Here is a 23,570-nt window from a genome sequence, read left to right on the forward strand (position 1 = left end):
GGAGGCGTCCCGACTGCTCGGCGATGACGCCGTGGCAACGGTTGTTTGCCGAGGCCTGAGCGATCAGTCAGTTGTCAAAACGTCTCGGTAATCTTGCTCAGGCGAGGAGGACGATCCGGATCAAATCCGCAGGCGCGCGCCGTCTGCTCGATCATCCGATAGGCTGGAACGAGCATGGTGATCGGATCGGTGGCGGGGTCATCTTCGGCCAGCCAGGGCAGCGAGCCATGCGGTCCGCCGCATAGATGCAGCGCGATCTTTTGCCCGCGCAATTCTTCTGCCAGCGCGTCCACCGTAACAGCCGTTTCATCCATGAGGCGCAGCATGACAACCGGCGTGCGCGACGATAACGCGGCACGTGGCCCATGCTGCAGCTCGGCGGCGCTCAGACCAATGGAAGGCAGGCGCAGGATTTCCGAGAGTTTGAGAGCGATCTCCCGCGCAGAGCCCAGGCCCAGGCCTCGCGCCGCCACAAACACCGCTGATGCCTTGACGAGATCATCGGCAATCTTGGACCAGTCGAGCGCCAGCGCGCGGTGCAGGCGCTCGGGCAGCCTGTCCAGGGATGACCGCAGTAAGCGATCTTCCGCCAGCTCGGCAACAAGTCCGGCGCTGGCAGCCATCGAGCCGATCACGGTCTTGGTGGCCGCTACGGAGTGCTCTCTGCCGGCTTCGATCGGAACGACGAACTCCGCTTCATCGGCCACGGGTGACGACGTCGCATTGACGATGGCGATGGTGCGGGCGCCCGCGGCGCGCGCCGACCTCGTCGCCGCGACAAGATCCGGGCTGCGCCCGGATTGCGAGATCACGATGAACAGCGCGTGGCGCAGCATCAAGGGCGTGCGAAATGCCGTGATCACCGAAGGAGCGCTGGCCGAAACGGGAAGGCGAAGTCGCGTCTCGACAAGGTATCTTAAGAAAACCCCGGCATGCCCGGAGCTTCCCCGGCCGCACACGACGCACAGCGGGGCGGAGCCGATCCCGATTCGCTGTGCGATGTCGCGCGTGGCAGGGCGATTACGAACAATTCTGGCGACAACATCGGCGCTTTCTCCGATTTCGCTCGCCATCGCGGATGTTGTCACGGCTCAATTGCTCCGCCTTGCTTGCGCGCCGCCGCTCCCTTGGGGGGCCGGTCAGGATCCTTGTCACGATCCTTGGCGAGTTCGGCAAACACGCGCCGAAGGTTGCCGTCACAGTTTTTCAGAATGGTCTCGGCATCAACCCTGTCGACACCCAGCGCCAGAAGGCTCGCCGTCTTGATGTCTCCCTCGGCCTGCTCAAGCGAGCGCGCCGCGTGCGGCGGATCGCAGTGCGCGATGTGCGCCACCATGGCCTCGGCGCGCCGCTTCAGCTTGGCATTGGTCGGCTGCATGTTCACCATCATGCCGCGATACACCCGGCCAAGGCGCAGCATGATCCCTGAGGAGATGAGGTTCAGCACGACCTTCTGCGCGGTGCCCGCCTTCATCCGCGTGGAGCCGGCGATCAGCTCGCGGCCGGTCTCGATCAGGATCGGAAACTTTGCCGATGCCAGCAGGGCGGTGCCGGGATTGTTGGCGACACCGATCGTCACTGCACCGGAGGAGCCCGCCTGCTGCAGCGCCGCGACCGTGAATGGCGTTGTCCCGCTGGCGGCAACCGCGATCACCACGTCATGCGGTGTGAGCCGCGCGGCATTGATCTGCCTGACCGCATTATCGACATCGTCCTCCGCGCCCTCGACGCTGGTGACGAACGCGCTGTCTCCGCCGGCGACGATGAAGCGGACTCGCTCGTTGGGCCAGGCAAAGGTCGGCATCAACTCGGCGCCGTCCTGGACCGCCACGCGGCCCGAGGTGCCGGCGCCGACATACACGATGCGTCCACGATCGCCGAGCGCGGTCTTGGCCGCTTCGGTCGCTGCAGTGATCGCGGGAAGGGCATGGCCGATCGCCGCGACTGCCGCAAGCTGGCCCTCCCACATCGCTTCCATCGCCGCCGTCAGTGACCAAGCATCAAGATCGGCAAAGCGGGGATCGACTTCTTCGGTGGCCATATAGTTGATCCATGCGCCATCAAACTCGGAACTTTGAAGCCTGTTCATGGTCAGTTTCTCTCTTGGGCAGGTCAAGCCGCCCTCGCGCCACCAGTAATGCGCCGGCCGCCGCGTCGGCGTCAGGGCACCTCAGGCGGGCGCGCAGGTCGGGCGTCAGCCAGGGCGTAATGGCATCCGCGAGCCCTCCTACCAGCGAGAGCCGGCCAATTCCTCTCGCCAGGAACAGATCGAGCAGATCGCCGATGGCGTCGGCCGCGCGTTCGACGATGCGACGGCCGACCGGATCGCCCTGATTGGCGTGCCGTATCACGATCGGCGCGAACGCAGCGTAGTCTGTGGCCCTGGCTTCTTCGGACCAAGCCACCGCCTGATAGGGATCATGATCGAATGCGCCCAGCACCTCTGAAAGCAACGGGGTCAGCTCGCCGCGACGATCCGCCGCCCGCAGCGCCAGTCGAACAACCTGCAGGCCGATGTCGGCACCGCTGCCCTCGTCCGACACCGGAAAGCCGTAACCGGCAACACGGATTTCGCGGCCGTCGATCAGGCCGACACCCACCGAGCCCGTGCCGGCTACCACGATGGCCCCGTCCGCGCCGCTATGGGCGCCAAGACAGGCCGCCAGGCCGTCGCTGATGAAGATGACGGACGCAAAGGGATGCGCGATCTTGTTGAGCGCCGCTTCCGCGCCGCGGCGACCAAGACCGGCAAGGCCAATCCCGGCGTGCATCTGCGAGAAATCGTCGGGCGTCAGTCCGGCCTGTGCGGCTGCCGCCTCAGTGGCTTCCATGATGGACCGCCAGGCCTTCTCGAAGCCGATCCGCGTCGTGGCAGGTCCCGAACTCGCTTCACCGAGTACCCTGCCGTTTTCGTCCTCGATCCGGGCGCGGCAGCGGGTTCCGCCGCCATCAATGCCGAGATATGTGGTATCTTTTGTTCCCATGGAAAGTTAACGCGAGGGTTTTCGCTCCGGGTCCTCCCAAGCTTCCTAGTGTACACATGAAGTCCTGAAGTCCGCACGGACCCGCCTCACGAGTCCGTGACTGCCATTCTCGGATCAATGCTGATGGGCCACGCTGGGTCTTCCGTCTCTCTCACGATTGCCGCGCAGCAGATCTTTGATGGTGCCGACATGCGCGGGCCGGGGTCGGTCAGGATCTCGCAGGGGCGGATCGACGACATCGCCTTCGGCGAGGCGGACGCGCGCGCCTCAATCCACCTTGCCGCAGACGCCATTCTTGCGCCCGGGTTCATCGACATCCAGGTGAACGGAGGCGGCGGCGTTCTTCTCAACGACCAGCCAACGGAGGCCGGCGTCCGGCGCATCGTTGAGGCGCACCGCAAGGGGGGAACCACGGGCTGCCTGCCGACCCTCATCACCGATCGCAGCGAAGTCATCGAGCGATTGGCTGCAGCCGCCCAAGCTTGTCTCAAGATTCCCGGCGTGCTCGGCTTTCACCTGGAAGGACCGGCCCTCAACAGGTCTCGCAAAGGCATTCATCCGGAAGCCGAGATACGCGTGCCCGACCGGCGCGATCTCGCCGCGATCAAGAGTTTTGGGGGCTGCGGCCGCTCCATCGTGACCTTGGCTCCGGAATGCGTGCCCGCGTCCATGATCGAGAAACTGATCGGCGCCGGATTGCGCATCGCGGCCGGCCACAGCGACGCCACCGCAGCCGACGTCCGTCAGGCGGTCGACCGCGGTGTCTCGGGGGTGACCCATCTGTTCAATGCCATGTCCCAGTTGAACGCCCGGGAGCCGGGCCTGGTGGGCTCCGCGCTGGGGAATGACCGGCTGTTTGCAGGGATCATCTGCGACGGCATCCACGTTGACCGCGCCGGTTTGCGTGTTGCCTTCCGCTGCAAGGGACGCGACCGATTGATGCTGGTCACCGATGCGATGCCCCTGGTGGGCACGAATGACCGGCAATTCATGCTGCAGGGAAGGCAGATCACGTTGCACGAAAATCGCCTGACAGGCCCCGATGGCACGCTCGCGGGCGCTCACCTCACCATGATCGAGGCGGTGCGCAACGCGGTTGCGCTGCTCGAAATCCCGCTTGTCGATGCACTCATCATGGCCTCTCGGACATCAGCGGCATTTCTGGGCCTTGAATCCGAGCTTGGACGGATCGCGCCCGGATACCGCGCGGACCTTGTCGCCTTCAATCCGAACTTTGAAGTTATCGGCACATGGATAGGCGGTGTCGGTTCGATGGGCGCGGCGAGCGAGGCTTCTCACCGAGGTTAGATGCGCAACCATCCGATCATCGTGCAAAAATATGGCGGTGTCTGTCTTGAAACACCGGCAAAAATTCGCGCGGTTGCGCGCAGTCTCGCCGACCTGCAGGGCCGCGGTCATCGTGTCGTGGCGATCGTCTCCGCCATGGGCAAGACCACCGACCAGTTGATCCAGATGGCTTACCAGGTAAGCCCTGCTCCCAATCGCCGTGAACTCGACATGCTGCTGACGACCGGTGAGCGCATCAGCATGTCCCTGATGAGCATGGCGCTTGCCGACCTCGGCGTGCCTGCGATCAGCTTCACCGGCAGCCAGGCCGGCGTGATGACCGACGATTCCCATTCCTCCGCACGCATCCTGGATGTACGGCCCATTCGCGTGCGCGAGGAACTTGATCGTGGGCGCGTTGTGGTGCTCGCAGGATTTCAGGGCGTGAATCCGGCGACCAGGGAAATCACCACGCTCGGCCGCGGCGGCAGCGACACCACGGCGGTTGCGATGGCTGCCGCGCTGAAAGCCGAACGCTGCGAAATCATCAAGGAGGTCGACGGAATTTGTTCGGCCGATCCCCGCATCGTGCCGGACGCAAAACCCCTGCGTCGAGTGGACTTCGCGTCTCTGTCCGAAATGTGCTTCTGGGGCGCAAAGATCCTGCATTTTCGCAGCGTAGAGCTGGCGCAAAGTCAGGATGTGCCTCTGGTTCTCAGGCAATGGGGTGGCGTTGAGCACAGCACGCAAGTGATGAAAGAGGTTGCAGGCATGGAAAACGGAAAGGTTCTGGCCGTCAACTCGATCGCTCGCATTGAGCATGTGGAAATCGATTCCGATGATCTCAATGACGGTTTCGAGAAATTCGCGCAGCATCTCAAGCAAAACAGTCTGTCATGGCCGCAGCTCCTCGCGTCGAACTTCACCGCGGGAAAAACCAGTATGACCGTGGCCTGCGATTCAGAGTGGCTCGACGCGTTGTTGCGCACGCTGGAGAACGCCAACGATCTGCGCAAGCAGCGCGAGGCTTCGAGTTCGGTCAGCCTGACCTGCTTCGGCGGCGTTTCATCGGAATTGCCGTTCAGGGCGTTGCAGGTTCTCGGACATCACGGGATTGTCCCCGACAAGTACGTGTTGTCGCCGCATTCGGTCAGCCTGTTTGTCCCCGTGGAGAAGCGGGAGGCCGCCGTTAAGGCGTTGCATTCGCTTCTCCAGCAAACATAGCCGTGCGCCCGCTTATCGCTCGAGGAGCATCACGCCATCGAAAGATCCGCCCGTAGCGCGAAATGAAAGCGCAGTGTTGTCCCTCCCGCTCAGTGTCGACGGACCAGGCCCCTTTCGTATTCCGATTCCGTCATTGACGATCCCGCCAGTCCCATGGCGGAGCTAGCAGCGAGCGGTCCAAGCAAGGGGCGGATTGCTATTGCAGGGGCTACGCGAGCATTATACAGGGTTGGATGTCAGGTAGCGGTCCCCACGAGATACCCGTAGCGTTTTACCGCACGCGGGGCGGAGGTCGGTCGTTGCGGCTCGAACTGGCTTGATGCAGGGCTGCGGCATCGCAGTTCGCGATAGAAGCGGGAGGCAGCGGCGGTGCCTATGATCGCGTCGATGCGTCGGCTCTGCCCGCGTGCCATCTACAGCTTTCCAATCCCTAGGAACCGACGTCGCGCATGAGCGAATATCAGTACTACGAATTTGAAGCGATCGATCGACCTCTCGACCGAGCAGCGCAGGACGCGTTGCGATCGATTTCGTCACGCGCGCGGATCACCGCGACGAGCTTCACCAATCATTACGAATGGGGTGATCTCAAAGGCGACCCGCGCAAGTTCATGGAGCGCTGGTTCGACCTCCACCTCTATCTCGCTAATTGGAGCACGCGGCGTCTGATGCTGCGGGTGCCGAAGCGCGTCGTGAACCAAGCGGACATAGATCCTTTTCTTCGGGAGATCGATTGGGTCGAAGCATGGACTTCCGGCGATAACTTGATTATCGATATTTGCCGTGATGAAGTGGAGGTTGATGACGACTGGCATGACGGTTCCGGTCAACTAGCCGCGCTTGCGCCATTGCGCGCCGATGTACTTTCGGGCGATCTCAGGCTGTTCTATCTTTTGTGGCTGACTGCGGTTCAGGATGAGTTCGTCCCCGAAGATGAACTCGAGCCACTGCCGGGGATAGCCCCGTTGACTGGCGCGCTCGAGGGCTTTGCCGAGTTTTTCGGGATCGATCCCGATCTCGTGGAGGCGGCTGCCGAGTTGGGCGGAGACGACGCGGCAATGTCCCAAAACGAGCTGCGCAAAGCAATAGCGGCCATTTCCGCACGCGAAAAAGATGACTTGCTGCTACGCGTCGTCGATGGCGACACCCATGTGGCCGCCGAGCTCAGGACTAGAGTTCGCAAGAAGAACCTGGCATCAGCCGCACACCGCACCGCCGGTATGTTGCGAGTGCGGGCGAAGGAAATCGCAGAGGCGCGGGAACGCGCCAAGGCCGAGCGTCGTGAGGCGGAACAGCGTCGCCAAGCCGCGGAAGCCGAAAAAGCACGCCGCGCGCGACTCGGAATGCTTAAGCAACGCGGCGTCCGCGTCTGGCGCGAGATCGAGCAAGAGATCGAACGCCGCAACCCGTCGGGCTATGATAACGCCATAAGTCTGCTGTCCGATCTTCAGGTATTGGCTGAGGAGGAGGGAAACCAAGATGATTTCGATCGCCGCCTCAGCTCGATCCGCGAACGGCACGAAAAGAAGGGAAAGTTCATTGAGCGGCTAAGCAAGCTTGGACGCGATGGTGATGGGAGAATTGTCTGATCTGTTCGAGATTGTGGGGCGCGATCGTGAAATCGCCGCGATCCGCGAGCGGTTGGCGCGGCTCGAATCCGCGAGCGACCGAGCAAGGGAAGAGCCGCCAGCACGAAGCTCGCGTGTCGTCCTATGAAATCGGTCGGTGCTGGAGATCGACCGGCGCTTGTCGTCAAACCGTAATATCAGGCCACTAGTTAGCCCGAAGGGGCGCCGTCGGAAGGAATGCTTTTGCGATGGAAGCGGGCTCGAACGACGTTCTGTCCGAGACTGGTCGCCATTTCGTCGGCGGAATTCTCGAGCAAGCGGCTGCGGCATCTGTATTCACAACTCCCACCGTGAACGCTATCACCGTCGAAAGGGCGGTCTAGGCCGCACCCCTCCAATGCTGCGATGCTGGAAAGGAGGGGGCGGTTCTCGCCTGACGGCGCGCTTCCTCTTCACGATAGCGCTTCTGCTGCTCTTCGCGTTCGCGGTTCATTTTTGAGGTCGACCCTGCCGCCATCATCGCGCCGACGATAGTTGGCATGAATCCTCTTACGTCTGGGTATTCGGTCCGCACGGCGTCACCTGCTATCCCGCCGGGGACTGCCGCGAAGGCATACCGACTTTGGTGTTCGACTCGCTTTCGTCGTCGTCATCCGACCGGGTCAAATTCCGCGCGAACTGGTTCAAGGCTCTGCCAGTGCCGCGCTCAAGCCGTTTCCGATTGAGCCCGATGCGATCTACACGCTGGAGCGCGCGGCCCAAACCTTTGTCGCCGTGCTCGGATCCTCGCGTGATCGTCTCGTCCTCCAGACGTATCAGTGAACGCCATGCATGTCGTACGTCTGCCGGCGATTGCCGCCGAACTCCATCGGCCAACCTGACCTCCTGGCTCAGCGCGTGCCGCGCACGAACGCGAAGCGGCCGAGCGATGCGCCGCGCGCTTGATCCGGTGCGTCGAAGGGAGCGGGCCGCGGCGCGAACCCGCAGTCGCAACGGACCGGTGCCCGCGGAGTTTCGGATGCTGTACGGACTGTTGTGTCGGCGCTCTCCGACAGCCTGCTCAGCAGCGTCCGCAGCCGTCGGTTCTCGGACTGCAATTCTTTCATGGCCAATAGCGCCGGTGGCGTCAGGCTGCCGTAGCGCTTGCGCCAGCGATAAAACGTCCGTTCGGAAATGTGGGCTGTGCGGCAGATTTCCGGTATCGAAATACCGGTTTCGGCCTCATGCAACAGATGCAGGATCTCGGTGTCGGTGTGCTGCGAGTGGCGCATAGGCTCACGCTTTCATCGTTGCGTAGCTGCAGAACAAAAAACGCCCGCCCGGCGCAACACGTCTGTGCAGTCACGTGCGGCGATTATCATTCGCGGCGCCGACCGTGTCGAGTTGCGACGCCGTGGTGATGCCGAAAAGACTACAGCGAAAAGCCGGCGATCCAAAATGGCAAAATTGACATCAAGCGTCTCGGAAAAGCACTTTTGCTGACTGATTAAGCAGCCTTGCAGGTTATTTGGAGTTGCCGCTTCGTCGCCCGCGGGCGAACACTCGCGCCACTTCCACCACTGAGGTTGGCACATGAGCAGGTTTACGCGGCGTTCGTTTCTTCAGACCACCGGACTCGCAGCGGCAGCGCTGGCGTCGCCGCTCGGCGCGTCTTCGATCATCCGCTCCGCACAGGCCGCCGGCACTGTGAAGCTTGGTTGTCTGTTCTCCTCATCCGGCACGATGGCGAATATCGAAGGTCGGCTCAATCACGTCGTGCGCATGGCCGCCGACGAAATCAACGCCAAGGGCGGCGTCAACGGCCGCACCATCGAAGTTGCGGTGTCCGATCCCGCCTCGGACTGGCCGCTCTATGCGCAAATCGGCAAACAGATGCTGGAGCAGGATAAGGTTGCGGCGCTGTTCGGTTGCTGGACCTCGGTTTCACGCAAGTCGGTGCTGCCGGTGGTCGAGCAGGCCAACGGCCTGCTGTTTTATCCGTTGCACTTCGAGGGCGACGAGAATTCCAAGAACGTCGTCTACGTCAATTCGCCGCCAGCCAGTTCCGTGCTGCCCGCGGTCGACTACCTGATGAGCGAGGACGGTGTCAGCGCCAAGCGCTTCTTCATGCTCGGCTCGGACTACGTCTGGCCGCGAACCATCAATAAGCAACTCAAGGGGTATTGGAAGTCGAAGGGTATCTCGGAGAGCGCGTGGAAGGAGGAGTACGTCCCGCTCGGCTTCTCCAACTTCCAGACGCTGGTCAATCAGATCCGCGCTTTCGCCGATCAAGGCGGCGGCAAGCCGATCGTGGTGCTGACGGTGGTCGGCTCGTCGATCCCGGACTTTCTGCGCGAGTTTGCCAATCAGGGCATCAAGGCGACCGACGTGCCGGTGCTTGGCCTCGACATGGTGGAAGCCGATCTCGAAGGCCTCAACACCGAGCCGCTGGTTGGCCACCTCAACTGCTGGGCGTATCTGCAGAACGCCAAGGGCGACGCCAACGCCAAGTTCCTCAAGCAGTGGGCGGACTACGTCAAGACGAAGAACGTGCCGTTCAAGGCCGACGTTGCGATCGACCCAATGGTCTCGGCCTACGACGCCGTGCATCTGTGGGCAATGGCGGCCGCCAAGGCGAATTCGTTCGACGTGCCGGAGGTGCGAAAGGCGTTCGCAGGGCTCAGCTTCGATTGTCCATCCGGCTACAAGATCCAGATGACCGCCGAGAATAACTACGCGTCGCGCGGCGTGTTCATCGGCTCGGTCAACGAGAAGCAGGGCTTCGACGTGCTATGGCAGTCGAAGGACGCGCCGAAGCCGGTGCCGTTCAGCCCATACAGCTGATGATGCGGTGGATGAGCGACTGTCGGCAGGGATCAGGCCGGCAGAATCGGCGGACTTGATGCGGCGTTTATTTCTCATTCTGTTGTTCCTGTCTGCGGCCGTCGGCTCGTCCACGGCCGCCGAGCTGGATCGTGCGGAATTGATCGACCGGTTGTGCGGTGATGCCGCCGCGCTGGGCGAGGCGGGTCGCTCTTTGATGGGTGTCGCCGCTGAAGGCTCCACAGCCGATCGCGCCTGGGCCGCTCCGATTGCGCGGGCGATGATGGACCGTAAGCTGACATGCGACGGCGCGGGCGCGGTGGCCATAACCGCCGACGGCAGCCGGGATGCACTCAGCGGTGCGCCGCGCACCGCTGCCGAGAGTGGTCGCTCGCCCTTGCTCAGCCTCAAGAACCGCAGCGTGTTCGAGATGGCCGATGCGGCACTGGCGCTGCGCAGCTCGTCCGACCTGGGACGGCGCGCGGCGGCGCTTCGCACGTTGGAGCGGCAGGCCGTAACCCTGCCGGAGCTCCTGTTCGAGTCAGCGGCCGCGGAGGAAAGCGATCCGGTGCTGAGAGCGCAGATCAGCGCGGTTGCGGAAGCCGCGGCGCTCAATTCCGTTGACCCGGCGAAGCGGATCGCAGCATTGCAGCGCATCGCCGCGACCCCGGACCGACGCGCGCTCGCCAAGGTCGGGCCTTTGACCAAGGACCCCGCCTACGCCGCCGATCCCGCCTTCAAAGGTGCCGTCGACGCGACGGTCAGAAAGATCGAGCGCGGCATCAAGATCGGTGACGTGCTGGCGACGCTGTATAATGGCCTGAGCTTCGCCAGCATCCTGTTCATGGCGGCGATCGGACTCGCGGTGATCTTCGGCCTGATGGGCGTGATCAACCTAGCGCAAGGCGAGCTGATCATGATCGGTGCCTACGCCACCTGGCTGGTACAGGAGGCGCTGCAGCGGTTCGCGCCGGCGCTGACCGAATACTACCTGATCATCGCCGCTCCCGTCGCGTTCCTGGTCACCGCCACGATCGGCATCGCGCTCGAAGCGGTCCTGCTGCGGCATCTATATCGCCGGCCGTTGATGAGCCTTCTAGCGACCTGGGCGGTCAGCCTGTTCCTGATCAATATCGTCCGCGTGACGTTCGGCACGCAGAATCTGAACCTTGTCACGCCTTTCTACGTCACCGGTGGCGTGCCGGTGATCGGCGATTTCATCTTCACGTGGAACCGGATGTTCGCGATCGCCTTCGCGGCGGTCACGTTGGGGCTGACCTGGAGCCTTATCCGGCTGACGCCGCTCGGCCTCAACATTCGGGCTGTGACGCAAAACCGCACCATGGCGGGCTGCATCGGCATTCCGGTCCGCCGTGTCGATATGCTGGCGTTCGGGCTGGGCTCGGGGCTTGCCGGGCTTGCGGGCTTGGCGCTGGCGCCGATCTACAGCGTCAATCCGCAGATGGGGCAGAACTTCATCATCGACAGTTTCATGGTTGTGGTGCTCGGCGGCGTCGGCACCATCGTCGGTACCGTGGTGGCGGCTCTCGGCATCGGCCAGGTCAACGTGCTGATCGAGCCGCTGTGGGGCGCGGTCGCCGCCAAGGTGATCGTGCTGCTGATGATCATCGCCTTTCTGCAATGGCGACCTGAAGGACTGTTCGCCATCAAGGGGCGCCGCAAATGAAGCCGCTGGCATCCGACCACCCGTTTCAGATCCTGCTCGCCGTCGTGCTGGCGGTCGCCGCGCTGCTCGCCGTATCCATGGTCACGCCGCTCGGCATCTCGGCTTACCTTGCGAATGCCATCGGGCAGCTCGCGGCCTTCGCCGTGTTGGCGCTCGCGCTCGACCTGATCTGGGGCTATCTCGGCATCCTGTCGCTCGGCCACGGACTGTTCTTCGGCATCGGCGGCTACGTCGTGGCGATGCATCTGCTGAGGCATTCGAGCGAAGTCACCGGCCGGGTACCGGATTTCATGCAGTTCATGGGCTGGTCCAGCTATCCGTTCTATTGGGCCGGGCTCGACTTCTTCCCGTACGCCTTGCTGGTTGCGGCGGTGGTGACGGTTCTGATCTCTGGCGTGTTCGGTTACGTGTCGTTTCGCTCGCGGGTCGACGGCGTGTACTTCGCGATCATAACCCAGGCGCTGGTCTATGTCGCCATGCTGCTGATGTTCCGCAATGATACCGGCTTCGGAGGCAACAACGGCATGACTGGCTTTTTGGTGCTGTTCGGCTGGCCGATCGGCGGCAGCGGTGTGGTGATTGCAATGGCGGTGGTCTCCGTGCTGTTGCTTGCAGCGGTCCTGCTTGGCTGCCGGCTGTTGCTCGGCAGCAATTTCGGCGTGCTGATGATCGCGACGCGGGACGACGAGGTGCGGCTGCGCACACTGGGCTATGAGACGCTACGGCTGAAGCTTGCGGTGTGGTGCCTGTCGGCGCTGATCGCCGCGCTTGCCGGCATGCTCTACGTGCCACAGGTCGGCATCATCAATCCGCGGCTGTTGTCGCCCGAATTGTCCTTGGAAATCGCCGTATGGGTCGCGATCGGCGGACGCGGTCATTTAATCGGCGCGGTGATCGGCGCCATGTCGGTCAACGCGCTGAAGTTCTGGCTATCCGCGGCGGCGCCGGAATTGTGGCCGTTCATCCTGTCCGGCCTGATCGTCCTGGTCGTGCTCGTATTTCCCAACGGGCTGGTGGATCTCGCCAAGTTGAAGCTGACGCGGCCAATGGGTATCAAGCGTCTCGCCTCCGAGCCGGAGCTGCGCTGATGGCGGTAGCGCTGCTGATCGACGCGGTCACGGTGGAGTTCGGCAGCTTCCGCGCGATCGACGGCCTGTCGCTGGCGATCGATTTCGGCGAAGTCCGCGCCGTGATCGGTCCGAACGGCGCCGGCAAAACCACGATGCTCGACGTCGCCTCGGGCATCACGCGCGCCAAACAGGGGCGGGTGATATTCGACGATGCGATCGACATCACCCGGTCGAGCGAATCCGATATCGCGCGCGCCGGGGTGCGCCGCAAATTCCAGAAGCCGAGCATTTTCGAGGGGCTCGACGTACGTCAGCATATCGCGATCGGCGCGCAAGGCGGGCTGCGGCGGACACTGTCGTCTTACGCTCTCGCGCAGCGCGTCGACGACGTGCTGGCGGAGGTTGGGCTCGCCGATCTTGCGCTTCGCCCGGCGTCCGAACTGGCGCACGGCCAGAAGCAGTGGCTGGAGATCGGCATGGTGCTGGCCTCCCAACCCAAGGTGCTGATGCTGGACGAGCCGGTCGCGGGCCTCACCGACGAGGAGACCGAGCGCACCGTCGCGCTGGTCCGCAAGCTTCGACGTCCTGATCGCGCCATCGTGGTGGTCGAACATGACATGGACTTCGTTGAGCAAATCGCGGATCGCGTTACCGCGTTGCACGAGGGGAGGACGCTGTTCGAAGGCTCGATGCAAGACGCCCGCGCCGATGCGCGAGTCGTCGAGGTTTATCTGGGGCGATGACGATGCGCTTCCGCGTCGAAAGTCTCGACCAGCACTATGGCAGCGCGCAGGCGCTGCGCCGCGTCGACTTCGAAATCGCCCCGGGCGAATGCCTTGCCGTGCTCGGCCGCAACGGCGCCGGTAAGACGACGCTGCTGAAATGCCTGATGGGTGTGCTGCCGGTGACGCGTGGTAGAATCCTTGTCGACGACACCGACATTACCGGCTGGTCGTCGCATCGCCGCTCCACCGCCGGCCTCGCTTATGTGCCGCAGGGCCGCGAAATCTTTTCGGAGTTGACGGTCGGCGAGAACATTGAGGCCGCGGCGCGCGCACACGGCACGTTCGGAACGCCGTACATGGACGAGGCGATCGGGCTTTTTCCGGTGCTTAGCCAGATGTGGCGACGGCCCGGGGGCGCGCTGTCCGGCGGCCAGCAGCAACAACTCGCGATCGTGCGGGCGCTAGTGACGAAGCCGGGCCTGCTGATCCTCGACGAGCCTACCGAAGGCATCCAACCCAACTTGGTTGCGATGATCCGCGACGTGCTGGCCACGTTCAAGGGGCGGATGTCGCTGCTGCTGATTGAGCAGTATCTCGATTTTGCCGTCAGCCTCGCCGACTCCTTCGTGGTGCTCTCGCGCGGCAGCGTCGTCGAGGCCGGCCGCATCGATCGTGCCAGCCGCGAAACACTTGCCCGCCATATCTCGATCTGATCCCTGTTTAACATCCCAACGGAGCCATGCGATGTCCCGCCGCCACGAAATTCCAGCGACGCCCGAGAACATGGTGTGGGGCTATCTCGACAGTACCACGCCGCCAGTGCTCGAGGTCGCCTCTGGCGATACCGTGACGTTGCATTCGTTTCCGGCTGGGGGCAAGGAAACGCTGCCGGAAGACCGCAGCATCGTGCCAGCGGACTATCTGAACGCGCTCGATACCATGCTACAAGGGCCGGGCCCGCATTTCATCACCGGCCCGGTGCACGTGAAAGGCGCCAAGCCCGGCGACGTGCTGCAGGTCGACATCCTCAGCGTCAAAGTGCGCCAGGATTGGGGATTTGTGTCGATCCTGCCATTGCTCGGTACGTTGCCGGACGAGTTCACCGAGTATGAAACCATTCATCCTAAGGTCGATCACGACCGCAATGTCTGCATCATGCCGTGGGGAACGGAGATCCCGCTCGATCCGTTCTTCGGTATCATCGCCACCGCGCCGCCGCCGGCGTGGGGCCGCTGCGGATCGCCGGTGCCGCGCGTCTTTGGGGGCAACATGGATAACAAGGAACTGCGCGCCGGCACGACCTTGTATCTGCCGGTGTTCAATGAAGGCGCGTTGTTCTTCGCCGGCGACGGCCACGGCGTGCAGGGCGATGGAGAAGTCTGCATCACCGCGCTGGAGACCGGCGTTACCGGCACTTTCAGGCTGACGGTTCGCAAAGACATGGACCTGACCTGGCCGTTCGCCGAAAGCGCCACGCACCTGATGTCGATCGGTCTCGACGAAGATCTCGACGACGCTGCCAAGCAGGCGGTTCGCGAGATGGTCAAGCACGTCTGCGACCGTACCAACCTGTCGCGCAACCAAGCCTACATGCTATGCTCATTGGTCGGCAATCTGCGCGTCACGCAACTCGTCGACGGCAATAAAGGCATTCACATGCTGCTGCCGAAGGCGTATCTCTAAGAGCCAACGGATAAGCAATCCGGCGAACCGGCCGCTCATGCAATGCAGCCAGAGGTGATACATCGCGCTTGTCCTAGATTTGGATATTGTGGCGGGCAAATCGGACGCCTGATCGCCAAAGAACAACCCCAAGGGGTTTGCCCGCCACGCGGCGCCACGACTCTTATGCGGAGCCACGAATTGCTGCGATCGCTTTCGCTCACTTGATGGCGGCCTGATTGTGCGATGTTCGCCTTCGCGCTCGACCGGAGGTCGTGCGCCGTCCGACCTGCCGAGCGATGCCGGTCCTGGCGATTGCACGGCCAACATGCGTCGTTAGGGGAGCCTGGGCGAAAGCTCGCCCGCCATCGCCTTCAATTTGAAGACAAATTCTTCTGCTAATCTTTCTCTGCTCGCGCGTGCACTGCTTGTGCTTGCATTGAGCGCTGCCACGACGAGGCCGGCCCGATTGAAGACCGGAACGGAGGCACTCGGGCCCAATTGCGAGCCCACCCTTTTACGCTCTGCGTCTGTATCCGGCGGATATTGGATGCGCGACGGGATTGGTTGTCGACGAGTGGGCACGCGTGCTGAGGGCAGATGGTGCACCCAATAAGCTTCTAAGGGCGGAGACGCTGTTTGCGGTGGCGGTGAGACCCTGAGCCACGTCGGCGCAGAGCACAAGGCGGTCGACCTTGTCATTGTGGTCGGCCGCGCAAGCGCCCATAATCACGGTCCCCTACGACCAGCCCAACAGATGGAGCTTCGATACGCCGTGTCGCTGAAGGATGAAATCGATTGGCGCAATGTCGGCATCGCAGCCGGCTGGCGAGATCAGCGATGGCAGTGGAGGCGACGTGCGGCAGGGCGGCGAGATCGACGCTGTGCGGCGTCTTGCAGCGGGAGCATTTTATTCCAGCCAGCCGTACCGTCATTGACGGCCTGATCGATCGTCCGAGAGGGATCGATCAGGCCTCCACATCCGTTCGTTCCAGCTCCGGCAGACAAGGCTGTCCACCTCCCGGATCAGCGCCTCGCCGGCAGAGCGCTTTTCAGCGCCGCGCTCCGCGAGAATCTTGGTCATCGCTCGGGCCTTCGTGAGCTCCTTCGCCAGCGCTCTCCGGTCGCCGCCGGATAGCGGCGGAGGTTGGTGTTTCGGGGCCATTGCACATGATCGGACGGAGAACAGGTCGTGAGAGGACGAGCTTAGGAACGGTGCTTCTATCATCGGTTCACGCTGACTCAACGACCGCAATTGGCCCCGGGCGGATCAGCCCGGCCCTGATCTCCCGCCTGGCTAGGCGGTCCCCACCGGGGCGCCTCCTAATGTGGGCTAGACAGTCTTCTCCACATATTCAAGTGAAGGACCGTACTGGTCCACGCGTCACCGTCGGCGTCACTGCACTGACCTGGCCAGCAAAAAACGCGGCCAGAGCACCAAGCAGAAGAGCCAGAGCACCGAATAGCGCACCGCGCGACACCGTCTTGGCCGTGGTATCCGCCGCTTGCTGAGCTTGTAGTTTGGTCTTAGCAATCAATTCTCTGTACTGCTGTTGGTACTGAGCAACCTGAGTTTTGGCCTGATCGACAGAAATATTCTGCGCCTTAGCCAGAGCGTCAGCAGCCTTATCCGTCGCAGCGGCCTGTTGTGTGGGGTCTCCTGAGAGCGCCGCACGAACTGCTGCTGCTGCGGCGTCTCGAAGTGCCGCGGGATCCTGGCCGCCTGAGGCACTGCGAACCTTGCTCTCGATGGCCGCCATCGGATCGCTCATGGTGTTTAAAGAAGGCGCTGCGGTCTGGACCGCAGTTTGAACGGACCCGCCGACGGCTTTACCGGCTCCGCCAAGTGCTGACGATGCCGTGCTCAGGGCGCCGCCAATCAGACCCGAGGCTGCCGACGAGAGCAGGTACACGACGATGAGGGTGGAAACTGCCCATGCGATCAAACCGTGATACGCGGTTGTCGTGTGAGATGCCTTTCCTGAAAGCCGCCCAGCGATGTAGCCTCCAATTGCAGCGGCAACTATTCCGGAGATAACCCACCAGATACCGGCTCCAATGGAAAGTGATCCGGCGCTCGGAGTATCTCCCGCCGCGACGTCGACGGTCGAGAGCCCTACGCCGATTCCAATCATGTTGAGGATCATCTGCATCACGAGAGCGATCGTGGCGCCAGCGAAGACGGCACCCCAGGATATCTCATTCAGCATTATGGTGCGGACCTCGTCGGCGGGAGCGACTGCACTCGCCTGGGGAGGATTTCGGTGGTCGCCTGGACGACCCGCTTCCGGGGAATAAGCCATTTTGAGTGCCTTCTAAAAAGAACTTGGGTCTGTAACCTCCTCTTTCCAACGATGTTCCTATGCTCGCGAGCTCGCTCCTGCGTCCACCTGACACAGGCAGCTCCGTTTCCATTTCCAATTCCGAACCGCCCACGAGTCGCATTCAGGGAGCGAGTGCCGACCCAAACCCCATCACCTGGCGCACGCCAACCTAACAGGGCGTTTGGCTCGGCAGAGGTTCGAAGAGAGTTCGATGCCCAAAGCAAATAGTCGATCGTGGCAACTCTATCGACCCGACATCTTCTTCGAACTCAGAGATTTCGCCGCATCAAGGTGCTCCTGCAGCACCGGAAGTTGAGCTTTGGCGTATTACCCGGCCGCATCGGATTGCTTAGCTGCTTTTTTGTATTCGGCGATGTCCTTTTGATGATCGGCGACCATGTGCCTCGCGAACTCTTGGTCTATCGTCACCTCCCGCACGAATATACGCGGCACTCAACCGAACAGCCTGGCTCTTAGTTCCTAATGGAGCGTAGAGACCCATCGTCGAGCCAAGCGGCCTAAAATCGGCCGTCCGCCGGCTGGGTCGACTGGATGAATGGCAGCGCCCGTCGGCTCATCGGAAGCTACATGGCGTCGTATAGAAGAGACCGCGCGCCGGTTAGTCACCGTTCGGTCCGCATGTATTCGCTGCGTTCAGATATCAACCGCAGATCAGGATCCGCACTCAAGGAATGGGACGGTTCTAGCCGTACCGAGCTATCTCGAGGGCGCTCTACTATGAGAACCCAGCCAATCACGCCAAAAGCGAAAAGAGCGGCAGCTACCGCCGAAGAGTGCTGCACCATAGCGTCCTCCCCTGCCAGTTAATGCTGTCGGGAAGGTTAAGCATCGAAGGCTCGTTATCCCAATTCACGATCGCGCGTGTCCGCACATCAGATAGGCGTTATAGGCGCCGAGGGCGCTCCAGGAAACGGACCAGGAGACCCATCAAATGGTGCCGCCGGATTGGTGAAAGCGGTCCGGGAGCGCAAAATCTGCCGGATTGATATTATCGTTCAAAGCTTTTTCGTCGGCGAATCGTACTAGCCAGCTCTCCGGCTCGAGCGGATGCTCCGCCGTTAAGCCGATCCGGGAAATATTGACGTTTAGATCGCTTAATTCTCGAGATGATTGCCGACACGCTTGTGACGCTCTTCCATCGAAAGCTGAACGTCGATCCCTGGTCGCTCGTGTCGGCCGCCAACCGCGGCGCCAGAGGCGACGGTATAATCGCCGATGCGCCCCCGATGCATCCACTTGTACGTTGGCACGGGGTGAAGTGGCGCATCAAGAGCGCACGGTCTCTCCCAAGGAGGCACGGAGGGCGACCTCCTAGAGCGCGGCAAGCCCGAGGGTCGCCAATCAAGCATGCACAGTGAGCGTTGGCCCGCTCTAACCTGCGCTAAGTGGCAGCAAATAGTTAAACGTCGATTTGACGGGCGTCGATGCGGTCAAAATGATCAATAGGTTTTCGCACTAGCGGCCTCTCGCGCGTCGGGCAGCGGTCCGGCAAATGCGACCTGCCGGCAACAACAAGAGCTAAGATATGCTGGGATCCCGGCAATTGCGGATCCGAGCTGCAGACCGGCGTGATCGACGCCTAGCTCTTAGTAGGAACCCGAGCATGCGTCGTCCGTTGATCGGGCATGAAGGTCACACAAGCGGATGCGGAAATGCAGGCGCGGTCGCCGAGGGAAATACTTGCGGCTGCTATTCGGCAACGCCACGCAGTGCTTTTTGTAGGCGCCGACGCCTCTATGGCCGTCGGGCTGCCGTCCTGGCAGACCCTTATCGATCATCTGCTGGATGACCTGAAGATCGATCGCGATGTGATCGATGGCATGAATGACGGTTATCCCATGCTGGCTGAGTACTATCGTTTGAAGCACGGGGGCATCGGTCCATTGCGGAGCTGGCTCGATCGCAACTGGAAGGTGGCGTCAGACCGGGTGGCCGATTCCCGCCTCCACAAGCTGATCGTGGAGCTTGATTTCCCGGTCATCTACACCACGAACTATGATCGAAATCTTGAGACCGCCTTCGACATCCACGGCAAGTCCTACGCAAAAATCAGCAATGCAAAGGAAATTGCCAGTGCGCGTCAAGGTGTCACGCACGTAATAAAGTACCATGGCGATTTCGATGACGATTCCTCTCTCGTTCTCACCGAGACGGATTTCCTCAACCGGCTTTCGTTCGACTCTCCGCTCGACATCCGCTTTCGCGCGGATGCACTGAGTCGTACCATCCTGTTCATCGGATACAGCATGTCGGATCCCAATATCCGCCTATTGCTGCACCGCATCTGGCAAACGTGGGAGGACTCGGGACACCGTGCGGATCGGCCCCGCTCTTTTGTATTCATGCCGTCGCAAAATGCCGTCCAAGACGCGATCCTTGCACGCTGGGGCATCACGGTGTTGACGGCGGAGAACGGTGAGCGGGTCGAAAATGCGCTGGTCGGATTCTTGTCGGACATCCAAGCCAGGATATCGTCTATGCAGGACGTTTCATAGGTGGCCGCCGGCATATGAGCGAGCGCGATCAGTTGCCTCCAGCCTTCCTTTTGTCTTTCGTCGCGCGCGCAATCGGCCGCTCCTCCTTGCGGGCCACTGACGCTCGCTCCTGGCAGATGATCTGTGCGGCCGGCGGCCCGCTCCCGTCTCAGTTCGCGCTCGATGATGTCACGCGAGCTCCCGGCGGGCTCGTTGTCAAACGGGTTTGGGTTCGTTCCGCTTATAAAGACCTCTTTCGGATGTTTACTTCACGCGGTTGGCAACGGCTCGGGCGTAGCGTCGTTACCCAGAATGGCCGGCCGCCCCCGGTCCGTCAGAATGTCCTTCGCGGGAGCAGGTTGGTCGCAGATGCACGAAGATGTTGATGTGCTGATTATCGGTGCTGGCCCGGCGGGTCTCATGGCTGCGATCTACCTTGCGAGATTCCAACGAAAAGTTCTGGTGGTCGACGCCGGCGCGTCCCGGGCGGCACTAATTCCGCGAAGCCACAATTTTCCAGCGTTCGCGAGCGGAATTTCCGGCGCCGAATTGCTGGCGCGCATGAGGGAGCAGGTTGCAGAGCTGGGCGTTCGGCTGGTCGAAGGCACTGTTGAGACGCTTGTGCGAGACAGTCGCGGCTTTTCCGCGACGGTCGGGCGCACGAACATTGGATCCTCAAGAGTTGTGCTCGCGACCGGCATTGTTGATCGGCAGCCTCCCATGAACGATTGGACGAGCGCGGTCGAGGAGGGCCTGCTGCGATATTGTCCGATATGTGATGCGTTTGAGGCGCGGGGGAAACGGATAGGAGTGATCGGCCCGCTCAAGCACGCGGCAAGCAAGACGCTTTTCCTTCGCACTTTCACCGCTGATGTGGTTCTCGTTCCGACCGATCACGCACGTGACGATGGGCTGGCGGCGAAGCTGACCGAGATGGCTGTGCAAACAACCGCTCCGCTCGCTCGACTTGAAAAAGTCGATCGCCGAATAGGGACCCGGCTGATCGATGGCTCCTCCGCTGAGTTCGATGTTGTCTATCCCGCGATGGGCAGTGAAGTCCGATCCGGCCTGTCACTTGCGGTGGGCGCGAATCATACGGCGGAAGGGTTTGTGATCGTGGACCAGAAGCAGCAGACTACGGTCAGTGGACTGTACGGAATTGGCGACGTCGTCAGTGACCTTCACCAGATATCGGTCGCGTTGGGTCACGCGGCCGTCGCGGCATGCCACATCCACAATATGCTGCCACCGAAGTATGTGTAGCCGCCGCGCCTGAATTAGGAACGGTGCCGCCTCTTCCGGCTTTCCTTCGATCACGGAGAGCGAGATGACCTATCCCAATGACAACGGCCCGCCGAACGATAGACAGCGAAGCCCGACGGCGTGGATCGTCGGGGCTTGCTTCGTGCTGGCGATCGTTGGCGCCGCATTGTTCTATAACGGCAAGGACAGTTCCACGCCATCCGATCCGAACAAGGCACCAAGCGTGATGACCGGCTCAAACAACCGTCCCGCCGACGCGGGCAAATAGGCGCGGGTCGAAGTGTTTCGCGATCAGAGGGATGTCGATACCGGTGACTGGACGCAGGCCTATCCAGACACCCAGACCGTAAGGCTCGGCGGGCGGTCCATCGACGTCCATTCACCGGTGATCTTCAGTAGTCCGCCGTCTAGGGATTTCCTTGCGAATCGAACAGATTGACACCTCCGCAGCCCGCAATCGCGATCGACGAATAGGCCTCCGCCTTCTCGCGATCGAACTTCGTCGGCTTGAGATGCACACGGGCGAGACCGCCACGATCTCGAGATGACCCAATTCCTTCGTGCCGCTACCAGATCGAAGGGCGCTGTATCATCAGCCAGAAAATGCCCATCACCGCGCCGAATGCCGGGAAGCCAAAGGCGAACCAGGTCCAGAACAGCTTATGATATCGCGCAGGCAGTGGCTTTCGTTGGGCTGCGGAGGCTGCCGCCAGGTTACGCATCTGCATTTGGATCCAAACAACGGGAAGCCAGAAGGCGCCCGTCACGAAATAAAGGACAATGGAGAGCACAATCCAGCTCTCGCTCAGCGAATATCCGGCCTCATACGCGAGGGCGATCCCGGTCAAGGGTTGGGCCACCACGGCTGTCGCCGTAAACAAGAAATCAGCGCGAACGACAATGCGCGCGACCGCCGCGACAATCACAGGGTCTCCGGTCAAGTGCGCGCGGAGCATGAAGAACGCGATACCCGCTCCTGTACCCAGCAATACAGCCGCCCCAATGAGATGAATATACTTCAAAAGAAAATAGATCATCATCTTTCATCTATGATCGCCAGCGCGACCAGGTGCAACACGAAGATCGGGATGATCTTCAAGAGTGGACCAAGAGGCTCGATCCATAGGTCGGGCCGGAGAATGCTGCCTGCAACAGCGTAGAACAGCGAAAGCGCCAAGGCGCCGTAGAGTCCCTGCCGGGTGAGAGGGCGCCAGGCGATGCATAGGCCGACGGCGATATCCGCAAGCGCGCCGGCAATGACCGACGGGCCGGAGAGCAGACCCGCACCCGTACTGCGCATGAGTTCCAGGCCGCTGGGGTAGCCGACCGTCAATGAAATCACGCCGGTGGCAACCCAGAAAATGGCCAAAACAACAAAGATGACCGCCTTGAGCAGATACAGCCGGGCAAACCATTTCTCTTGGATCGTCGCGGACTCGGCCGCCAGCGCGTCCGCAAGCGATCGAGGCCGTATCCCGGTGATCGAGATCCACTCCTGCGGGTCTCCAACGGCTCCTCTCGCAATTTCGCGCGCGGCATTGGTCCGGACCGGCGGCCGCCAACCCAGCGCCCCCGCGACATCGCCGAGCCAGTAGATGAACTTCGACAATGAATGCGGCATTACGAATGAGCGGGCTGGCCGCCGATCATACCAGCCACGGTATCGAGCAATGATCTCTCCCATCTGCAGCCTTTCGGGGCCGGCGAGCTCGATCGCCACGCGCGACGGAGCATTTTTTTCGAGAAAGAAAGAGACAGTATCAACGACATCATCAAGCTTCACCACCTGAAGGGGCTGTGTATCAGGCATCATGGGGAGCCACGGCAGGCTGGCAAGTGAGCGGATCAAGGCGCTTGCGCCGAATGCCGGATGACCAAGTACTACCGACGGCCTGAGAATTACCCAATCGAGCTTAGTCGCCATCAAACGGCGATCGCCCTCGTATTTCGTCGATGAAAAGCGCGACGGCTGCGCGCGATCGACGCCGATCGCGGAAAAATGGATGACGCGACGAACGCCGCTTTTTTCACAAGCATCGAACAGCACGCCAATTCCGGTTGCATGAACACCTTCCGTATCCTCGCGGCCGCTGTCCTGCAGGACTCCCGCGCAACTCACCACCGCGTCTATATCTTTGAGAACTGGCAGCCAATCTTCCGCTTTGCGAACGGATGCAATATCCAGCGTCACCCATCCAGCTATTGGCAAAGACCCACTCGCATGGCGAGCGACCCCAATCACCCGATGTCCCTCCCGTACGAGACGTGTCGCGACCGCGGATCCAATCAGACCCGTCGCTCCGGTGAGCAGGATCCTCATCGTGGTCTTCCAGCAGGTTTGTCGCTTTCTACCTCAGTAGCTTCGCCGGACAGCCAGGCTTGGTCTCCGGAGCCAAGCCCGCATTGCAGTTCGCCGTGCCGCCCTCCGCTCTCCAGGCACCGAGCGAGCCGAATCGTAGATCGTCGCGAGCGCTCGCGC

The 23,570-nt window shown here is 61.8% G+C and carries 19 protein-coding genes and 4 pseudogenes; 14 read left to right on the forward strand and 9 right to left on the reverse strand.

All coding sequences use genetic code 11. The features are described 5' to 3' along the window. Nucleotides 1-74 precede the first annotated feature (74 nt). The 3 genes from I6F35_RS05685 to I6F35_RS05695 are packed head-to-tail and all read right to left on the reverse strand — an operon-like array spanning nucleotide 75 to nucleotide 2,984. Nucleotides 75-1,088, reverse strand: a complete 1,014-nt coding sequence (locus I6F35_RS05685) for an SIS domain-containing protein (protein WP_225116677.1) — start codon at nucleotides 1,086-1,088, stop codon at nucleotides 75-77. Next, nucleotides 1,085-2,041 (reverse strand): N-acetylmuramic acid 6-phosphate etherase, encoded by a 957-nt coding sequence (locus I6F35_RS05690; protein ID WP_225116678.1) that lies wholly within the window; start codon nucleotides 2,039-2,041, stop codon nucleotides 1,085-1,087. The genes I6F35_RS05685 and I6F35_RS05690 overlap by 4 nt, the downstream gene beginning before the upstream one ends. A gap of 19 nt (nucleotides 2,042-2,060) precedes the next feature. Then, nucleotides 2,061-2,984: a BadF/BadG/BcrA/BcrD ATPase family protein gene (locus I6F35_RS05695; RefSeq protein ID WP_225116679.1), complete on the reverse strand. Its 924-nt coding sequence runs from the start codon at nucleotides 2,982-2,984 to the stop codon at nucleotides 2,061-2,063. 117 nt (nucleotides 2,985-3,101) lie between these two features. Here I6F35_RS05695 and nagA point away from each other — a divergent pair, with 117 nt between their 5' ends. The 4 genes and pseudogenes from nagA to I6F35_RS05715 all read left to right on the forward strand — a co-directional run. Beyond that, complete coding sequence (gene nagA, locus I6F35_RS05700) at nucleotides 3,102-4,292, forward strand: N-acetylglucosamine-6-phosphate deacetylase (RefSeq protein WP_225116680.1); 1,191 nt, start codon at nucleotides 3,102-3,104, stop codon at nucleotides 4,290-4,292. Beyond that, nucleotides 4,293-5,495: an aspartate kinase gene (locus I6F35_RS05705; protein WP_225116681.1), complete on the forward strand. Its 1,203-nt coding sequence runs from the start codon at nucleotides 4,293-4,295 to the stop codon at nucleotides 5,493-5,495. Nucleotides 5,496-5,944: 449 nt separating this feature from the next. Continuing rightward, complete coding sequence (locus I6F35_RS05710) at nucleotides 5,945-7,084, forward strand: DUF3824 domain-containing protein (RefSeq protein WP_225116682.1); 1,140 nt, start codon at nucleotides 5,945-5,947, stop codon at nucleotides 7,082-7,084. 221 nt (nucleotides 7,085-7,305) lie between these two features. Beyond that, a pseudogene (locus I6F35_RS05715) lies at nucleotides 7,306-7,446 on the forward strand (hypothetical protein); the annotation flags it as partial. 507 nt (nucleotides 7,447-7,953) lie between these two features. Here the strand turns inward: I6F35_RS05715 and I6F35_RS05720 are convergent. Continuing rightward, nucleotides 7,954-8,334, reverse strand: a complete 381-nt coding sequence (locus tag I6F35_RS05720) for a transposase (protein ID WP_225116684.1) — start codon at nucleotides 8,332-8,334, stop codon at nucleotides 7,954-7,956. Between the two features lie 301 nt (nucleotides 8,335-8,635). On the opposite strand from I6F35_RS05720, the gene I6F35_RS05725 reads away from it, so the two are divergent. The 7 genes and pseudogenes from I6F35_RS05725 to I6F35_RS05760 all read left to right on the forward strand — a co-directional run. Further along, entirely contained in the window at nucleotides 8,636-9,886 is a 1,251-nt protein-coding gene (locus tag I6F35_RS05725) for an urea ABC transporter substrate-binding protein (protein WP_225116685.1), read from the forward strand. Nucleotides 9,887-9,944: 58 nt separating this feature from the next. Then, nucleotides 9,945-11,552, forward strand: a complete 1,608-nt coding sequence (gene urtB / locus I6F35_RS05730; RefSeq protein ID WP_225116686.1) for an urea ABC transporter permease subunit UrtB — start codon at nucleotides 9,945-9,947, stop codon at nucleotides 11,550-11,552. Continuing rightward, on the forward strand, nucleotides 11,549-12,640 hold the full coding sequence (gene urtC / locus I6F35_RS05735; protein WP_225116687.1) for an urea ABC transporter permease subunit UrtC: 1,092 nt from the start codon (nucleotides 11,549-11,551) through the stop codon (nucleotides 12,638-12,640). The genes urtB and urtC overlap by 4 nt, the downstream gene beginning before the upstream one ends. Then, nucleotides 12,640-13,365, forward strand: coding sequence for an ATP-binding cassette domain-containing protein (locus I6F35_RS05740; RefSeq protein WP_225116688.1), 726 nt, complete (start codon nucleotides 12,640-12,642; stop codon nucleotides 13,363-13,365). The genes urtC and I6F35_RS05740 overlap by 1 nt, the downstream gene beginning before the upstream one ends. Then, complete coding sequence (locus I6F35_RS05745) at nucleotides 13,362-14,060, forward strand: ATP-binding cassette domain-containing protein (protein ID WP_225116689.1); 699 nt, start codon at nucleotides 13,362-13,364, stop codon at nucleotides 14,058-14,060. The genes I6F35_RS05740 and I6F35_RS05745 overlap by 4 nt, the downstream gene beginning before the upstream one ends. Nucleotides 14,061-14,091: 31 nt before the next feature. Beyond that, nucleotides 14,092-15,030 carry an acetamidase/formamidase family protein gene (locus tag I6F35_RS05750; RefSeq protein ID WP_225116690.1) on the forward strand — a complete coding sequence of 313 codons (939 nt, stop codon included), beginning with the start codon at nucleotides 14,092-14,094 and terminating at the stop codon, nucleotides 15,028-15,030. Between the two features lie 491 nt (nucleotides 15,031-15,521). Further along, a pseudogene (locus tag I6F35_RS05760) lies at nucleotides 15,522-15,620 on the forward strand (FAD-binding protein); the annotation flags it as partial. A gap of 87 nt (nucleotides 15,621-15,707) precedes the next feature. Here the strand turns inward: I6F35_RS05760 and I6F35_RS05765 are convergent. Then, nucleotides 15,708-16,174 (reverse strand): annotated as a pseudogene (locus tag I6F35_RS05765) (hypothetical protein). A gap of 190 nt (nucleotides 16,175-16,364) precedes the next feature. Continuing rightward, nucleotides 16,365-17,312: a PhnA-like protein gene (locus I6F35_RS05770; protein WP_225116692.1), complete on the reverse strand. Its 948-nt coding sequence runs from the start codon at nucleotides 17,310-17,312 to the stop codon at nucleotides 16,365-16,367. Nucleotides 17,313-18,979: 1,667 nt separating this feature from the next. Here I6F35_RS05770 and I6F35_RS05775 point away from each other — a divergent pair. The 3 genes from I6F35_RS05775 to I6F35_RS05785 all read left to right on the forward strand — a co-directional run bounded on the left by I6F35_RS05775 (nucleotide 18,980) and on the right by I6F35_RS05785 (nucleotide 21,359). After that, nucleotides 18,980-19,849 carry an SIR2 family protein gene (locus I6F35_RS05775; RefSeq protein WP_225116693.1) on the forward strand — a complete coding sequence of 290 codons (870 nt, stop codon included), beginning with the start codon at nucleotides 18,980-18,982 and terminating at the stop codon, nucleotides 19,847-19,849. Between the two features lie 348 nt (nucleotides 19,850-20,197). Next, nucleotides 20,198-21,091, forward strand: a complete 894-nt coding sequence (locus I6F35_RS05780; protein ID WP_225116694.1) for an NAD(P)/FAD-dependent oxidoreductase — start codon at nucleotides 20,198-20,200, stop codon at nucleotides 21,089-21,091. Nucleotides 21,092-21,155: 64 nt separating this feature from the next. Further along, entirely contained in the window at nucleotides 21,156-21,359 is a 204-nt protein-coding gene (locus tag I6F35_RS05785; RefSeq protein ID WP_225116695.1) for a hypothetical protein, read from the forward strand. A gap of 142 nt (nucleotides 21,360-21,501) precedes the next feature. On the opposite strand, the pseudogene I6F35_RS05790 reads toward I6F35_RS05785, so the two are convergent. From I6F35_RS05790 to I6F35_RS05800, 3 genes and pseudogenes are all read right to left on the reverse strand, one after another. After that, nucleotides 21,502-21,656, reverse strand: a pseudogene (locus I6F35_RS05790) (non-heme manganese-containing catalase); the annotation flags it as partial. A 1-nt stretch (nucleotide 21,657) separates the two neighbouring features. Then, the gene (locus I6F35_RS05795) at nucleotides 21,658-22,128 is read right to left on the reverse strand and encodes a DUF2269 domain-containing protein (RefSeq protein ID WP_225116696.1); all 471 of its coding nucleotides are present in this window, start codon (nucleotides 22,126-22,128) and stop codon (nucleotides 21,658-21,660) included. Then, the gene (locus tag I6F35_RS05800) at nucleotides 22,128-23,411 is read right to left on the reverse strand and encodes an SDR family oxidoreductase (RefSeq protein ID WP_225116697.1); all 1,284 of its coding nucleotides are present in this window, start codon (nucleotides 23,409-23,411) and stop codon (nucleotides 22,128-22,130) included. The genes I6F35_RS05795 and I6F35_RS05800 overlap by 1 nt, the downstream gene beginning before the upstream one ends. Nucleotides 23,412-23,570: the final 159 nt, after the last annotated feature.

It is taken from the genome of Bradyrhizobium sp. BRP22 (genome assembly GCF_020194175.1).
Taxonomy (GTDB): Bacteria; Pseudomonadota; Alphaproteobacteria; order Rhizobiales; family Xanthobacteraceae; genus Bradyrhizobium.

Bases quoted from the DNA above. Each gene is read 5' to 3' on its own strand.
- I6F35_RS05690 (WP_225116678.1), bottom strand. From the start codon at position 2,041: ATGGCCACCGAAGAAGTCGATCCCCGCTTTGCCGATCTTGATGCTTGG.
- I6F35_RS05695 (WP_225116679.1), bottom strand. From the start codon at position 2,984: ATGGGAACAAAAGATACCACATATCTCGGCATTGATGGCGGCGGAACC.
- nagA (WP_225116680.1), top strand. From the start codon at position 3,102: ATGCTGATGGGCCACGCTGGGTCTTCCGTCTCTCTCACGATTGCCGCG.
- I6F35_RS05705 (WP_225116681.1), top strand. From the start codon at position 4,293: ATGCGCAACCATCCGATCATCGTGCAAAAATATGGCGGTGTCTGTCTT.
- I6F35_RS05710 (WP_225116682.1), top strand. From the start codon at position 5,945: ATGAGCGAATATCAGTACTACGAATTTGAAGCGATCGATCGACCTCTC.
- I6F35_RS05720 (WP_225116684.1), bottom strand. From the start codon at position 8,334: ATGCGCCACTCGCAGCACACCGACACCGAGATCCTGCATCTGTTGCAT.
- I6F35_RS05725 (WP_225116685.1), top strand. From the start codon at position 8,636: ATGAGCAGGTTTACGCGGCGTTCGTTTCTTCAGACCACCGGACTCGCA.
- urtB (WP_225116686.1), top strand. From the start codon at position 9,945: ATGCGGCGTTTATTTCTCATTCTGTTGTTCCTGTCTGCGGCCGTCGGC.
- urtC (WP_225116687.1), top strand. From the start codon at position 11,549: ATGAAGCCGCTGGCATCCGACCACCCGTTTCAGATCCTGCTCGCCGTC.
- I6F35_RS05740 (WP_225116688.1), top strand. From the start codon at position 12,640: ATGGCGGTAGCGCTGCTGATCGACGCGGTCACGGTGGAGTTCGGCAGC.
- I6F35_RS05745 (WP_225116689.1), top strand. From the start codon at position 13,362: ATGACGATGCGCTTCCGCGTCGAAAGTCTCGACCAGCACTATGGCAGC.
- I6F35_RS05750 (WP_225116690.1), top strand. From the start codon at position 14,092: ATGTCCCGCCGCCACGAAATTCCAGCGACGCCCGAGAACATGGTGTGG.
- I6F35_RS05770 (WP_225116692.1), bottom strand. From the start codon at position 17,312: ATGGCTTATTCCCCGGAAGCGGGTCGTCCAGGCGACCACCGAAATCCT.
- I6F35_RS05775 (WP_225116693.1), top strand. From the start codon at position 18,980: ATGAAGGTCACACAAGCGGATGCGGAAATGCAGGCGCGGTCGCCGAGG.
- I6F35_RS05780 (WP_225116694.1), top strand. From the start codon at position 20,198: ATGCACGAAGATGTTGATGTGCTGATTATCGGTGCTGGCCCGGCGGGT.
- I6F35_RS05785 (WP_225116695.1), top strand. From the start codon at position 21,156: ATGACCTATCCCAATGACAACGGCCCGCCGAACGATAGACAGCGAAGC.
- I6F35_RS05795 (WP_225116696.1), bottom strand. From the start codon at position 22,128: ATGATCTATTTTCTTTTGAAGTATATTCATCTCATTGGGGCGGCTGTA.
- I6F35_RS05800 (WP_225116697.1), bottom strand. From the start codon at position 23,411: ATGAGGATCCTGCTCACCGGAGCGACGGGTCTGATTGGATCCGCGGTC.